Origin of the sequence: Legionella sheltonii (genome assembly GCF_026191355.1) — a bacterium.
Lineage (GTDB): Bacteria > Pseudomonadota > Gammaproteobacteria > Legionellales > Legionellaceae > Legionella > Legionella sheltonii.
The window spans coordinates 34,521-48,737 of sequence record NZ_JAPHOQ010000010.1 but is presented as its reverse complement, the minus strand read 5'-3'; the positions used below and the strand labels follow the sequence as shown (position 1 = coordinate 48,737).

The following is a 14,217-nucleotide window of genomic DNA, read 5'->3' as shown; positions in this document are numbered from 1 at the left end:
CAGATTTCGTTTTACTTTCCTGCAATCATCATTTTTTCAATTAATACGGAGCCACATCGTGTTGCAATATTGGGATTAATATCATTGCCCACGGCAAGAATGGCTTTGAACATATCTTTTAAATTCCCGGCAATAGTAACTTCATCAACCGGATATTGAATTTGCCCCTCTTCAACCCAATAGCCGCTGGCACCGCGAGAATAATCACCCGTTACAATATTTATTCCTTGCCCCATCAATTCAGTGACTAATAATCCCCTGCCCATTATTTTTAATAAATCGGCAAGATCACCTGCTGTAGGATCAATCGTTAAGTTATGAACCCCATCAGCATTTGCTGTAGTTTTTAATCCCATTCTTCGAGCAGAGTAACTGCCTAATACATATTGCATCACACGGCCTTTTTCAACAAGGAGATTAGGTCGTGTTGGAACCCCTTCACTATCAAACGAGGAACTACCCAAAGCACCTAATAAGTGAGGCTGTTCATAAATACGAATAAACTCTGGGAACACTTGCTGCCCTATGGAATCGAGTAAGAAAGTGTTTTTTCTGTAAAGATTTGAACCACTAATTGCACTAATAAAGGTTGAAAATAAACCACTAGAAATACGCGATGAAAAAATGACGGGGGTTACTTGGGTCTCAATCTGCTGCGCACCCAAACGGCTTATTGCACGATCCACTGCATTTTTAGCAATAATGTGAGGGTCTATTAAATCCTGTGCATTACGAGCCGTTGTATAGTCATAATCACGTTGCATTTCCTCGCAATCCTTTGCAATTAAAGAACAACTTAAACTGTGACGTGTACTGTGAATAAATCCAGACCCACCATATGTATTGGCAAATCCATGATGTGATTCGTATGAAGATACATTCACTCCATCTGAATTCGTTATTCGTTTATCCAGGGCTAATGCATACTTCTCGCATTTTAGAGCCATCTCAATTGCTTGTTGTGGGTCGATATCCCAAGGATGAAATAAATTCAAATCCGGATGATTTTTAGACATGAGCTCTTTATCGGCCAACCCAAAACACGGATCTTCAGCACTCACTCGCGCAATGTCACATGCAGCTTTTACCATCGCCTCCAAAGCGGCAGGAGACGTATCTGTGCTGCTTGCCCCTCCCTTACGTTGACCAATATAAACTGTCAAACCAACACCCTTATCTTCACTAAATGCAACTGTTTCAACTTCCCCCATACGTACATCAACTGAAAAACCTTTATCATTATTTACTGCGACCATCGCATCCGTTGCGCCTTCTTTTTTGGCGAGTTCGAGTACATCATTCATCAAATGAGTTAAATCTGTTGTTGACTTCTGTATATCACTATTGTTATGTTGCGTTTTAATTTGCATAAGAGATTCCGTGGTATTGAATGATGTACATAAGGATACAATAACATGTCTTCACAAACCAATGTTTATCCTGCAAACAAATCATATTTGTTCCATTTATTATTTGTGCTTTGCATCGTCTTTACGCCGGTTCGTTCATCCTATGCTGAAGGATATTGGCGTAAATTAAGTCCCGGTATTGAATATCAGGATCTTTCAGGAGGCATTCTTTCGCCATGGTCGCATATTTATGCATTCCGTATCGATCTCAATAAAAATAAACTGGCCTTGGTCAATGCAAAAAAATTATCATTAAAAAATGCCTCTGTAGATCAATTTGCTGAACACAGTAAAGCGCTATTGAGTATTAATGGCGGTTTTTTTGATCATGAGTTTAACCCGCTTGGACTTAGGATCAATGATAAAAAATTGATAAATCCTTTAAAACGAATTAGTTGGTGGGGAATTTTTTATGTACGAAATAATAAGGCTTATATTTCCAGTTTAAACCATTTTAACCACGACGATCATATTGATTTCGCCATTCAAAGCGGACCTCGGTTATTAATTAAAGGAAAAATTCCATCCCTAAAACCAGGTATCGCTGACCGTTCTGCTCTTGGAATTACTGCGGATGGGAGAGTCATTATTTTGGTGTCAACTAATGCTGCAATGACGACGAATAAGCTCGCTCAGTTACTGAGATCTCAACCCTTATCATGTGTTGATGCGATTAATCTCGACGGAGGGAGTTCAAGCCAACTTTATGCCCATATTGGTTCATTCCTACTGAATGTTCATGGCTATTCTAATGTCAGTGACGCAATAATTGTAAAAAAGACATAGCTCAGGTTAATTACATTTCACTTCCCCCTATTCCCGTCTCTGCCCTCGACATGCCCAGGATAACGGAGGGAGGGAATAAGGTGACCGTCAGGGTGGGCGAAGGTATTGGATTACCGGCAATGACCCCTACTCCTCTCCCACATGCGGGAGAAGGGATCTCTTAGCTAAAGCAGAAACCGTAGGATCTATTGGATACATTTTTGTATGTGGATACATGTTAGTCAATCCTGATTGCAAGCAACCAGGCTACAACTCGTCAATAAAGAACAATTGTGCACAAACCCACAAGTTATCCACAAAATACTCCCATATTATTCTCTTGACCATTATGCCAAAACACATTATCTTGTTATTTAGTACCGAGAACAACCCAACATATTGTGCTATAATCTGATTAATAGTGAATAAATTTAACTGCCTGTTAATAATAAAATAATAATAAATGCGTGGAGGAAAAATGTCCGCAATTCTTGATCCGGTAAATGATGTGCCGCAAACGAGTCAACTGGAATTGACTGCTAATGCCCCTGGTTTATTAAAAACCATTAAGCGCAATGGTAAAGTAGTAAATTATGATGATACGAAAATTAAAGTTGCAATCACTAAGGCATTCATTGCCGACGAAGGCGGTACAGCTCCAACCTCAGATCGTATTCATCAACAAATTGAAGAACTTACCCGTCAAATAACTCAAGTGTTTAAACGCCGCTTGCCCAGCGGTGGTGCGGTTCATATTGAGGACATTCAGGATCAAGTTGAGTTAGCACTCATGCGCAGTGGTCACTACAAAGTTGCTCGCGCTTATGTGTTGTACCGCGAAGAGCATCGTAAAGCACGTGAAAATGAATTAAAACAACAAGCCAGTGACAACAAAATTTTATTAATTACGATGCCTGATGGTGAATTAAAGCCATTGGATACTGAGCGCATGAACACGATTGTTAATGAAGCATGTCGTAATTTAGAGCATGTTCAGGCAGAACCGGTGATTAAAGAGGCAATGCGTAATCTTTACAACCAAGCGAAATTTGAGGATGTGCACAAAGCGTTGATTATGGCTGCACGTACATTGGTTGAAAAAGAGCCCAACTACACTTATGTCAGTGCTCGTTTGTTATTAGACAGCTTGCGTATGGAAGCACTAACCAAATTAGAAATCCAAGCGGATGCAACCTTTGATGAGATGAGCAAACTTTATCCAACTTACTTCAAAGTGTATATTGCTCATGGTATCAAACAAGGAATGCTGGATGTAAAAATGGCCGATTTTGATTTAGAAAAACTCGGCAAGGCGCTGCTGCCTGAGCGTGATATGAAGTTTAGCTATTTAAGTTTACAAACCTTATATGATCGTTACTTCATCCATGATCATGGTATACGTTATGAGTTGCCTCAGGCATTCTTTATGCGTGTTGCTATGGGACTGGCTTTGCGTGAGCAAAATAAAGATGATAAAGCCATTGAGTTTTATCAATTATTGTCTTCTTTTGATTACATGTCTTCAACACCTACTCTGTTTAACTCAGGGACAATTAGACCCCAATTATCCAGTTGCTACTTGACCACTGTTCCTGATCATTTAGATGGTATATACAGTGCCATTAAAGATAATGCCCTACTTTCCAAATATGCGGGTGGATTGGGTAATGACTGGACTCCAGTACGTGCAATGGGCTCACATATCAAAGGCACCAACGGAAAATCACAAGGTGTGGTTCCCTTCCTGAATGTTGCTGATGCAACCGCAGTTGCAGTAAACCAAGGCGGTAAACGTAAAGGAGCGGTCTGTGCCTATCTGGAGTGCTGGCATAAAGACGTAGAGGAGTTCCTTGAGTTAAGAAAAAATACTGGGGATGATCGACGCCGAACACATGATATGAATACAGCATTGTGGATACCTGATTTATTTATGGCGCGCGTACGTGAAAATGGTGATTGGACTTTATTCTCACCTGATGAAGTGCCTAATTTACATGATCAATATGGTAAAGCTTTTGAAGCACTATATCGTGAGTATGAAGAAAAAGCACGCCAAGGTCTCATCAAAAATGCAAAAACATTATCTGCAGTCAAACTGTGGCGTAAAATGCTATCCATGCTTTTTGAAACTGGCCATCCATGGATGACCTTTAAAGATCCTTGCAATTTGCGTTCTCCACAACAACATGCAGGTGTAGTTCATAGTTCTAATTTGTGTACTGAGATTACATTGAATACCTCTGAAGAAGAGATCGCTGTATGTAATCTAGGCAGTATCAATCTTCCTGCTCATATCAAAAAGGGCAAACTGGATACTGAAAAGTTAAAACGCACTATTAGAACAGCTATTCGTATGTTGGATAATGTGATTGATATTAACTACTATTCCGTACCGCAAGCACGTAATTCCAACTTGAAACATAGACCTATTGGTTTAGGCCTTATGGGTTTTCAAGATGCATTGTATGAGTTAAAAATTGATTATGCTTCCCCTGAGGCAGTGGAATTTGCTGACTCATCCATGGAATTAATCAGTTATTATGCTATTGAAGCTTCTTGTGATCTGGCTAAAGAACGAGGTAGTTACTCCAGTTACGAAGGTTCTCTATGGAGTAAAGGCATACTGCCAATTGATTCAATTAACTTGTTACAGCAAGCACGTAACAAATACTTAGAACAAGATCGTTCACAACGATTGGATTGGGAAAGTTTACGTATTAAAGTTCGTACACAAGGAATGCGTAACTCCAATGTGATGGCCATCGCACCTACCGCTACCATTTCTAATATTTGTGGTGTATCACAATCCATTGAGCCTACATATCAAAACTTGTATGTCAAATCCAATTTGTCAGGCGAATTCACTGTAGTAAATCCCTATTTGGTTGCGGATCTAAAAGCATTGAATCTGTGGGATGAAGTGATGGTCAATGACTTGAAATACTTTAATGGTAGTGTGCAACCAATCAGCCGTATTCCTGCTGAATTGAAACAACGTTATGCCACTTCATTTGAAATTGATCCTATTTGGTTAGTTGATGCAGCTTCTCGTCGTCAAAAATGGATTGATCAGGCACAATCGTTGAATATTTATATGGCTCAGCCATCGGGTAAGAAACTGGATCAACTCTACATGCATGCGTGGATACGTGGATTAAAAACGACTTATTACTTACGTAGCTTAGGAGCATCCAATGCGGAGAAATCTACTGTAACTGATGGTGCTCTCAATGCAGTTAAAATAATAGCAGAGGAACCTAAAGTATGCTCCATTCTCGATCCAGACTGTGAAGCGTGCCAATAATCAGGAGAATTTAAATGTCAGAAAATATACAACAACACGATATGATTCATACTGGTGCAACAGGATATGAGCCTCTTGAAATGGGAGCTGCACGTATTCACGTTGATGATAAACGTATCATTAACTGCCGGGCAGACTTAAACCAGCTCGTTCCTTTTAAATATAGATGGGCTTGGGACAAGTACTTAACTGCTTGTGCGAACCATTGGATGCCCAATGAAATCAATATGAGCGCTGACGTAGCGCTCTGGAAGGATCCTAATGGACTTACAGAAGCCGAGCGTTTAATTATCAAACGTAATTTGGGATTTTTCTCAACAGCAGATTCATTGGTTGCCAATAATCTAGTACTCGCTGTTTATCGACATATTACCAATCCGGAATGCAGACAATACTTATTACGTCAGGCCTTTGAAGAGGCATTGCATACTCATGCATACCAGTACGTTATTGAAAGCCTAGGACTTGATGAAGCAGAAGTCTTCAATATGTATCGTGAAATCCCATCCGTAGCCACTAAAGCAGCTTGGGCATTACCGTTTACGCAAAGCTTGGGTGACGAAACATTCCATACCGGTACGGTAGAAAATGATCAGCGCCTATTGCGCGATTTAATTGCCTTCTATGTAATCTTTGAAGGGATATTTTTCTATGTTGGTTTCACGCAAATCCTCTCCATGGGACGTCGAAATAAAATGGTAGGAACTTCAGAGCAGTTCCAATATATTTTACGTGATGAATCCATGCATATGAATTTTGGTATTGATGTCATCAACCAAATTAAAATTGAGAACCCACATTTGTGGACACCAGAATTTAAAGAAGAAATGATTCAATTGATTCGACAAGGTGTGGCGCTGGAGTATCAATATGCTAAGGACACCATGCCTCAAGGCATTTTAGGAATGAATGCAGAAATGTTCGAAGAATACTTACACTTCATTGCTAACCGCCGTTTAAATCAAATCGGACTTCCAGAGCAGTACCCTGGCGCTGAAAACCCATTCCCTTGGATGAGTGAAATGATGGATTTGAAAAAAGAGAAAAACTTTTTTGAAACGCGCGTCATTGAATATCAAGCAGGTGGCACTCTAAGCTGGGATGATGAATAAGGATTTTTTTCCCAAGCCCCAAAAAGGTCATTAAATCAACCTTGAAACAGGGCCTGTTTATAATTCGGCTGGATTAAGCCCAAAATGGCGAAATTTAGTGTACCGAAAACAGGCCCCACATCAATCCCGAGCTGAATATCCCCACAAATTTTTTGTCATCCCTGCGAAGGCAGGGATCGATCACTATTTTGGCATTGTACCACTTTGATGGATGGATCCCCGTCTTCGACGCTGTGAAACAGATCACACTGAGGAAAATTAACCCAACCTTGTGTTCAAAAAATTAGGGGATAAATCTCCATTTTTCTTCCGCATTTACTTCAATAAAAGCAATCTCAACTAATATATGTTTATCAAATGTAAAACCCAAGAATCGGTTACGAATAGTGACTTTTATACACTTAATGTTCAGATAATATTCATATGGTAATATATTAATCAGAAAGTCCTTTTGCTATTGGAGAATGTTATGTCACTGACATTAACTGAATGGTGGAAAAAATTAGACGAGGAGACTCGAGAAGTTGCAAAAAAATATGGGGATAGCTACCCTGATGCATTAACTCCTGCTAACGCCATAAATGAGAATGCGGACTTGACTTCTTTGCAAGCCGTCCATGCCATGGCAAGTCTTGGGTCCACAATCGAATCAATAAGTCTCATTAGTGCCGGAGGTATTGCAGGCAGGATAGCTACTGCTTCAAAAAAACTAGGTGAGCCACTACAGAAGAAGTCCCCAGATGACGAGCCGCATTACGTTCCAAAAATCACTGATGAAAAAAGTTTACTACTTGCCGTGGTGTATTATCGCTCCCAATGTCGGTTTCAACAAATTAAATCAATAAATTCCACCATTCAAAACGGTGCGCTTGGAAAACCAGGCATAGAACAAAATAAGCCCGGGGTTGCAAAAGAGGCAGAAGCGTTAAGGGTAAAAATTAAAGACTATTGTTCTAATAATAAAGAGATTGCCACATCCGCCCAATCAAAATTTATTGAACTCTTCCCTCAACCGAACGAACTAGGCAATGATTTATTTAAACCCAAAAGCTTAGCTGAACAATATCAAGATTTTGCGCATCAGGTAATAGCCGAGCTTTTTGATATTGAGGAGGAATCTCATGAGAAATTACACAATATTGCTGTAGAGAACTCCGAAAAAATCAGAACGAAGCTGCAGGACGCAGAAGAAAAACTAGAGACTCTATATCTCTACAAAAAATTAAAAGAATTTATAACGGATACTACTGAATATTCCGATGCAACTTTTGCTCGCTTTAAGGAAACTCTGCAAGAGGGCTATGGTGAACAAGCCGAAGAAATATGGAACCAAGCAGAGTCATTCGCCAAGGGAAAAAAATCAAAGAAGGATCAAATTACCGAGGGAGTGAACAATTATACTCCTGCTTTTCTCCAAGGCTTTATGCATGCTCGGCTTAACCCATTGGCTTATGTTCCTTGGGTAATGGGTGTCGATGAAAACGCGCGTTTTAAACGATTTAAAGAACATTTTGAATCGCATGTAACCAGTAAAATAGCATCCGCTAGTCACGCTGTCTCTGGTATAACAGAAATTAGCGAAGAGGATCTCAAGGCGGCCAGTTCTGGAGAAATTTTAGATTTAATCACGATGGGTCATGATTTACGGATAGAAATAGAGCGTTTACAAAAATCCATCCGATCCTATGTGGAAACACTCAAAGAGGATGAGCTCATTAAATTTTCAACAAGAACGCCATTCATTGGATGGATTACGAAACTACTTGCTGATTTTCCTTTGACGAAAGGCTTATTGCATGACAACATTCATTACCTTGATATTGCCAACAAATTTTCTCAGCAATTAGATGAAATCAAACAAATGCCGGGTAGTCAAGATCAAAGCACAAAGCTTGATGAACTCAAAAATTCAATTCGGACGGAGGTCGATAGTGTTAAAAAGGGAAGTCATTATTTGCTCTTTCAAAGTAAGAGGGAAATAGCACACAAACACTTCCATCATATTATCGATGCTAAAAAAATTGGGGAAGAAGAAGAAGAGGATAGTGTTGACGCTGAAAAAGAGGATCAACTTAAGCCCCAAAACGTCTAAGGCCAATGGATTATTGGCATTTTTCTTATGAAATTGGATTTCCTGCATTTAAGTTCTATAGGAAATTAGCCTGGGTATTAGTCTGAAGGACTGAGGCCCGGGTTACAGAAGATTTCACCTCCACTAAGACAATACCTAAATCGTTCGTCTAATTCATAACTGACAAACAAAAAGATCATCTTGCTAGCCCAACTAAAAAAATTAAGATGATATTTTTCTTCCCTATAGTAGAATCTTAAGGTGTCGAAAATGTAATTTCGAAATTGCACTCAATAAATAATTTATTTTAATCGAGTAAAACACAGGAGGTGACCTATGGCCAAGAAAAAGGAAGACAATACCAATTATAGCTTTTTACTGAAGTGTATGGCTGCACTCACTGCCGCCGCTATAGTGACAGCAGGAATTATTGCCGCAGTAACAGTAAAATCTGCGGCAACAGCCACAACTGCAATCGCCGCGAAAACGCTCCTTACATCAACTTTTATATTTGCACCAACTGTATTTCCATTTGCACTGGTTGCGATTGGACTTATTTTTGTATTACCTTTTTTATTCGGCTGTAACAGTAATACATATACTACGGTAGGTACGACCGCTACTTCGGGTTACAGAAGTTATAGAAATTATAGTTTTTATACTCCTATCCCCGATTATACTTTTCCTAATTATGATACGAGTAGTAACGTTTATGTCGGTAGCGCTCACTCCCATGGGTATCCTGCCTCTGAAGGTACCGTTCATGGACATGATAGCACGCATACACATCAACATGATGGGAATAGACATGGACATGATGCTACTCGACATGGACATTTCTAAAAGCAGCACACTGTGATCATTCTGAGGTGTTTGTGACTGGACCTCCTAATTTGAGCATCCTATTTTTATCATTATGCTCATACCATATACTGGAGATCCCTTATTACGCTCTTATGTTTCACTTCAAGAATCCCTTTATTTATCCATTTTGATCGATATTTATACTAAATTTTACTATACTCAATTAGATATATTTAAATAAAGATAATTCTTTGGATAAATGGGGGAAGGAGGGATACGAAATGAAAAGTGTATTACTAACAGCACTACTGCTAGCATTTACTACAGCGGCTTTGGCAGATGAAAGTGTCATCGTCACCCAAACAAAAACTTGGCAAAGCGTACCCATTACTGTAGATGAACAAGCTCATACTTATACCGTTGAGAAAGGAGTCACGTTGCCTGAAGGAGATTATTATTACACTTATCCAGGTTACCGTTGTTTAAAAGAAAAAAGAGATATTGTCGGTATCAATGCCGTCGTATTCCAAGCAGGTATTCCTGGTGGAAACGATATCTATTGTTATGCAGACTAAAATCAAAAGCTTCGCTCAATATAAAACTGGATATAAAGCGTAACCGCGGAGGTTGTATTCGGTTACGCTTTTAATATGAGACATTTTTATGTTACAAAACCATCCCATTGACTTGACTGTCCCAAAGCTTTTTGAAGTAACTTTGTTCATTATTTAAAAGCTCATTAAAACTCCCTTCTTCAATAATTGCCCCGCCCTCCATCACTACTATTCGATCCATATGTCGAATGGTCGACAACCGATGTGCAATGGCGATAACTGTGGCATTATTTTGCTCGAGCATAGCATTAATAGATTGTTGAACTTCTTGTTCTGAGAGCGTATCCAGACTTGAAGTCGCCTCATCTAGAACAACAAGCGATGCATTTTTTAAAAAGGCACGTGCAATTGCAATACGCTGGCGCTGTCCCCCAGAAAGTTTCACACCACGCTCACCAACCAAGGTATCATATTTTTCCGGCAATGATTCAATAAAATCATCTATCTTCGCCATTGCAGCTGCGTGCTTAATCTCTTCAAGCGTAGCATTTTCTTTTGCATAGCCAATATTCTCGCCTAGAGATCGATGAAAAAGCATAATATCTTGTGGAATAAGCGCTATTTGTTGACGCAAAGAATCTGAAGTAATCTCTGAAATTGGCTTATCATCGATTAAAATTTGTCCTGAAGTAGGCTTGAAATTTTTTAATAACAAAGAAATCAGTGTTGATTTGCCTGCTCCAGAATGGCCAACCAACCCAATCTTCTCCCCAGGTTTGATTAATAGGTTTAGATTTTTAAATACCGAGCTTCCTTCGCTGTAGGCAAAGGAAAGCTGCCGAAACTCAATTTTACCCTGGTGAATCGGATAGGCTTGTGCGCCGGGTTCATCAACCTCATCATGCGGCATCGATAAAATGCTAAAAGACGATTTGAAATCCCCTATTTCTTTTAAAAAAGTACAAAGACTGCTCATGAGCGACCATAAATCAAAGGAAATGGTAATGGCTGTGAGCATGACAAACAGGAAATCTCCAGTGGAAATCTCGTCATGTGTCCGTAGATATATCATAAATAGAAAAACAGCAATCAGCATAAACCAATAGAGTACTGATCCAACCATATTAAATTTAAAATCGTATTGATAAAGTGCAATTTGTCGCGGAACAAAATCATGTGACATGAGTTCATTTACACGTCGATGCTCGGCTCTGCGTTTGGCAAAATAAAACAAAGAGAAGATATTGGTAATATTATCCGAAAAAGAACCAATGATTTGGTGTTTACTTTCAGCCACTTCATTAGACAGCCGATTCAATTTTAGTGCCATAGGAAGCATGATTACCATAACCAACACACACCAGGCCAGCATGAAACAAAACACATTGAAATTGACAACCAGCAGGACAAAAACAGAAACAATGACCACACAAAAATGTTTTCCCACAATATGATGCAGATTAGCAAAAACGCTATCATATCCATCCAATAACCCTTTTAGTTTACTAATTACTGTACCACTAGGTGTATTTTGAAAATAGTTATAAGAATGGTGCTGCACATAATTGTATGCAGAAGATAATAACCTTTGCCTGGCATGTGGCTCAGCCTTCAACTCAGCAAAATCACTAATACGCCACACAACATCCAACACGATTTGTGCCGTGATAAACAACACAATAGGAAACACCAGTTGGTAATACGAAGTGATTGTTTCATTAGAAAACGCATCAACTAAAAGCTTAAAGGAGTAGTTATTAGCAAAGATATAAATCGCAGTGAGCACCGGCGCCTGAAACATTAAAACATACCACCATCGGTATGGTTTAATGACTTGCCATAAAAAATTCCATGCCGAATAAAATGGATATTTTAAATCTAAACCGTCCACTATATATGCTCAAAATTAAGGGTCATAAAAGTATACCATAAGAAACACTCAAGATGCTCATAATTAAGTCATTTCGATGTACAGCAAAATGAACAAGACACATTGATTGCTCCGGAAGTTGTTATTTTACAAGGATAACGGTAGACTTAGACTCAATCAAAGTCCCGGTGGCACAGCTGGATAGCGCAGCCCCCTCCTAAGGGGCAGGTCGGAGGTTCAAATCCTCTCCGGGACGCCAGTAAAATCAATGCTCCAATAGTCCATTTTTATAAGCACCTAATTAAATCAATTTGAATATTTTTACACCATTGCGCATAATTAACGTGTATTTATATTGCATAGGATGGAACACTGATGAGCATAATAAACAATGAATTTAATATGCCTGCACCCAGATGGATTAATACATATCCGAGTGGCCCTTATCGGTTTATAAACCGAGAGTTCTTTATTATTAGCTATGAAACAGATGCAAAGTTACTAAAAGAGGTTTTACCTCCAGGATTAGAATTATTAGAACCTATTATTAAATTTGAATTTATTCGCATGCCAGATTCAACTGGATTTGGCGATTATACTGAGTCTGGACAAGTCATTCCCATCCGCTATAAGGGTGAAGAAGGAACTTTTACTATTTCAATGTTCCTTGATTGCCATGCACCTATAGCAGGAGGAAGAGAAATATGGGGATTCCCAAAAAAATTAGCGAAACCAAAACTTTTTGTTGAAGAAGATGTTTTGGTTGGCATACTTGATTATGGAAGCATCCGCATTGCCACAGCAACCATGGGTTATAAGCACCATGCACTTGATCAACAAATTGCTCTTCAATCTATGAAAAAACCAATCTTTCTCCTTAAAAATATTCCTGGAGTTGATGGAACGCCAGAGATTAATCAATTAACCAGAACCTATTTGCAAGACATAACTGTAAAAGGGGCTTGGACAGGACCAGGAAGTTTAGAATTACATCCCCATTGTTTAGCTCCAATTGCCAATTTTCCAGTGAAAAAAATTGTTTCTGTAGCTCATTTTATCACTGACTTGACTTTACCCTATGGTGAAGTCGTAGAAAATTATTTAAGTTAAATAATGGAAATAATTATTCGGGAGCTCTTCAATGCCCATTTTTAGGTCTGTGAATGAGCTCTTCTCGATGAAATTTATTCTCCATCAGAAGAATACAATTTGGAGCCCTATTATTACTTAACATTTAGAGAAATTCTTTATAGATATCAACCGAAGATTCTTTACCAATTTTAGAAAAGTTTTGTTTCAGCCACTTTTTAGTATGCAGACGCCCTCTATCCCGTAAATAGCAGAGAAAATCCCAATCTAAATTATGTTTAGATGAAACCCCGTAATGTGCCATTTCCTTATCAGCTCGAATAGAATGTATACGCATTTTTTTAAGTTTCGAATTTTTATCCTTTTTTAAATCGAGTAGCTTTGAAACAAATGCGATAGCGCGCATTTCACGTAATAAGGTTGAATTAAAACTAATTTCATTAATACGATTAAGAACTTCTGATGCAGTGTGTGGAACCCCTCGTCTATATATTGGATTTAGATGTACAATCACGATATCCTGACTGCCACAATTATAGATTAAAGGGAAAATAGCCGGGTTACCGATGTATCCGCCATTCCAATACCTTTGACCCTCTATTTCAATTGATTGAGATAGATTCGGTAAACACGAAGAGGCAAGAATAGTTTCTACCGATAATTCAGGATTAGTAAAAATGCGTACTTTACATGTCTCTTCATTAGTTGCACAGATAAAAAGTTTAACTTTTGATTTTTTTCTAATGGCGTCAAAATCAATGCTTTTTTCAATGATTGATTTCATTGGATTGATATTGAATGGATTGAATTGATAAGGGGAGAACATTTGCGTGATCAATTCAAAGTAGTGATAAAATGGTGAACCTTCTAGACTATACTCATGAGTCCGCAACCACGGTATATCAAACCATGAATGGAGTGAAAGATAACCCTGGCTGTAGCTAATATCAGACCAGAAATCAAATAGTGCTTGGCGTGCTTCATCCCGATCATTATTTAATAAGCCTTGTGCAAGAACTATCGCATTCATTGAACCAACACTTGTGGCACTCAGCCCTTCTATATCTAAACGACCATCTTCTAATAAATAATCTATAACTCCCCATGTAAATGCGCCATGGGCGCCGCCTCCTTGAAGTCCAAGATTAATAAGTTTATGTGCCTGCCTCATTTTTATTCCATAAATCATGCAGTTATCAAACTTTAAAATAATTATAGCAGAAATTAAAAGGCACGTGC

10 protein-coding genes and 1 tRNA gene are annotated in these 14,217 nt (G+C 38.7%); 8 read left to right on the top strand and 3 right to left on the bottom strand.

The window, feature by feature from the left end:
- Positions 1–11: 11 nt before the first annotated feature.
- Complete coding sequence (gene pmbA / locus OQJ26_RS12240) at positions 12–1,370, bottom strand: metalloprotease PmbA (RefSeq protein WP_265704056.1); 1,359 nt, start codon at positions 1,368–1,370, stop codon at positions 12–14.
- A gap of 45 nt (positions 1,371–1,415) precedes the next feature.
- Here pmbA and OQJ26_RS12235 point away from each other — a divergent pair, with 45 nt between their 5' ends.
- The 6 genes from OQJ26_RS12235 (at position 1,416) to OQJ26_RS12210 (ending at position 10,040) form a co-directional block, all read left to right on the top strand.
- Positions 1,416–2,195: a phosphodiester glycosidase family protein gene (locus tag OQJ26_RS12235; protein ID WP_265704055.1), complete on the top strand. Its 780-nt coding sequence runs from the start codon at positions 1,416–1,418 to the stop codon at positions 2,193–2,195.
- Positions 2,196–2,652: 457 nt separating this feature from the next.
- Complete coding sequence (locus OQJ26_RS12230; protein WP_265704054.1) at positions 2,653–5,478, top strand: ribonucleoside-diphosphate reductase subunit alpha; 2,826 nt, start codon at positions 2,653–2,655, stop codon at positions 5,476–5,478.
- 14 nt (positions 5,479–5,492) lie between these two features.
- Complete coding sequence (locus tag OQJ26_RS12225) at positions 5,493–6,590, top strand: ribonucleotide-diphosphate reductase subunit beta (RefSeq protein WP_265704053.1); 1,098 nt, start codon at positions 5,493–5,495, stop codon at positions 6,588–6,590.
- Between the two features lie 469 nt (positions 6,591–7,059).
- Complete coding sequence (locus OQJ26_RS12220; protein WP_265704052.1) at positions 7,060–8,682, top strand: hypothetical protein; 1,623 nt, start codon at positions 7,060–7,062, stop codon at positions 8,680–8,682.
- A 315-nt stretch (positions 8,683–8,997) separates the two neighbouring features.
- Positions 8,998–9,504 (top strand): hypothetical protein, encoded by a 507-nt coding sequence (locus OQJ26_RS12215; protein ID WP_265704051.1) that lies wholly within the window; start codon positions 8,998–9,000, stop codon positions 9,502–9,504.
- Positions 9,505–9,746: 242 nt separating this feature from the next.
- Positions 9,747–10,040, top strand: a complete 294-nt coding sequence (locus tag OQJ26_RS12210) for a hypothetical protein (protein WP_265704050.1) — start codon at positions 9,747–9,749, stop codon at positions 10,038–10,040.
- Between the two features lie 91 nt (positions 10,041–10,131).
- Here OQJ26_RS12210 and OQJ26_RS12205 read toward each other — a convergent pair whose 3' ends face one another.
- The gene (locus tag OQJ26_RS12205) at positions 10,132–11,910 is read right to left on the bottom strand and encodes an ABC transporter ATP-binding protein (protein WP_265704049.1); all 1,779 of its coding nucleotides are present in this window, start codon (positions 11,908–11,910) and stop codon (positions 10,132–10,134) included.
- A gap of 161 nt (positions 11,911–12,071) precedes the next feature.
- On the opposite strand from OQJ26_RS12205, the gene OQJ26_RS12200 reads away from it, so the two are divergent.
- Both OQJ26_RS12200 and OQJ26_RS12195 read left to right on the top strand, forming a co-directional pair.
- Positions 12,072–12,148, top strand: a tRNA-Arg gene (locus tag OQJ26_RS12200).
- Between the two features lie 116 nt (positions 12,149–12,264).
- A complete protein-coding gene (locus OQJ26_RS12195; RefSeq protein WP_265704048.1) occupies positions 12,265–12,999 on the top strand; it encodes an acetoacetate decarboxylase in 735 nt (244 codons plus the stop codon).
- 124 nt (positions 13,000–13,123) lie between these two features.
- On the opposite strand, the gene OQJ26_RS12190 is transcribed toward OQJ26_RS12195, so the two are convergent.
- Entirely contained in the window at positions 13,124–14,149 is a 1,026-nt protein-coding gene (locus OQJ26_RS12190) for a patatin-like phospholipase family protein (RefSeq protein ID WP_265704047.1), read from the bottom strand.
- Positions 14,150–14,217: the final 68 nt, after the last annotated feature.

Bases quoted from the DNA above. Each gene is read 5' to 3' on its own strand.
- pmbA (WP_265704056.1), bottom strand. From the start codon at position 1,370: ATGCAAATTAAAACGCAACATAACAATAGTGATATACAGAAGTCAACA.
- OQJ26_RS12235 (WP_265704055.1), top strand. From the start codon at position 1,416: ATGTCTTCACAAACCAATGTTTATCCTGCAAACAAATCATATTTGTTC.
- OQJ26_RS12230 (WP_265704054.1), top strand. From the start codon at position 2,653: ATGTCCGCAATTCTTGATCCGGTAAATGATGTGCCGCAAACGAGTCAA.
- OQJ26_RS12225 (WP_265704053.1), top strand. From the start codon at position 5,493: ATGTCAGAAAATATACAACAACACGATATGATTCATACTGGTGCAACA.
- OQJ26_RS12220 (WP_265704052.1), top strand. From the start codon at position 7,060: ATGTCACTGACATTAACTGAATGGTGGAAAAAATTAGACGAGGAGACT.
- OQJ26_RS12215 (WP_265704051.1), top strand. From the start codon at position 8,998: ATGGCCAAGAAAAAGGAAGACAATACCAATTATAGCTTTTTACTGAAG.
- OQJ26_RS12210 (WP_265704050.1), top strand. From the start codon at position 9,747: ATGAAAAGTGTATTACTAACAGCACTACTGCTAGCATTTACTACAGCG.
- OQJ26_RS12195 (WP_265704048.1), top strand. From the start codon at position 12,265: ATGAGCATAATAAACAATGAATTTAATATGCCTGCACCCAGATGGATT.
- OQJ26_RS12190 (WP_265704047.1), bottom strand. From the start codon at position 14,149: ATGAGGCAGGCACATAAACTTATTAATCTTGGACTTCAAGGAGGCGGC.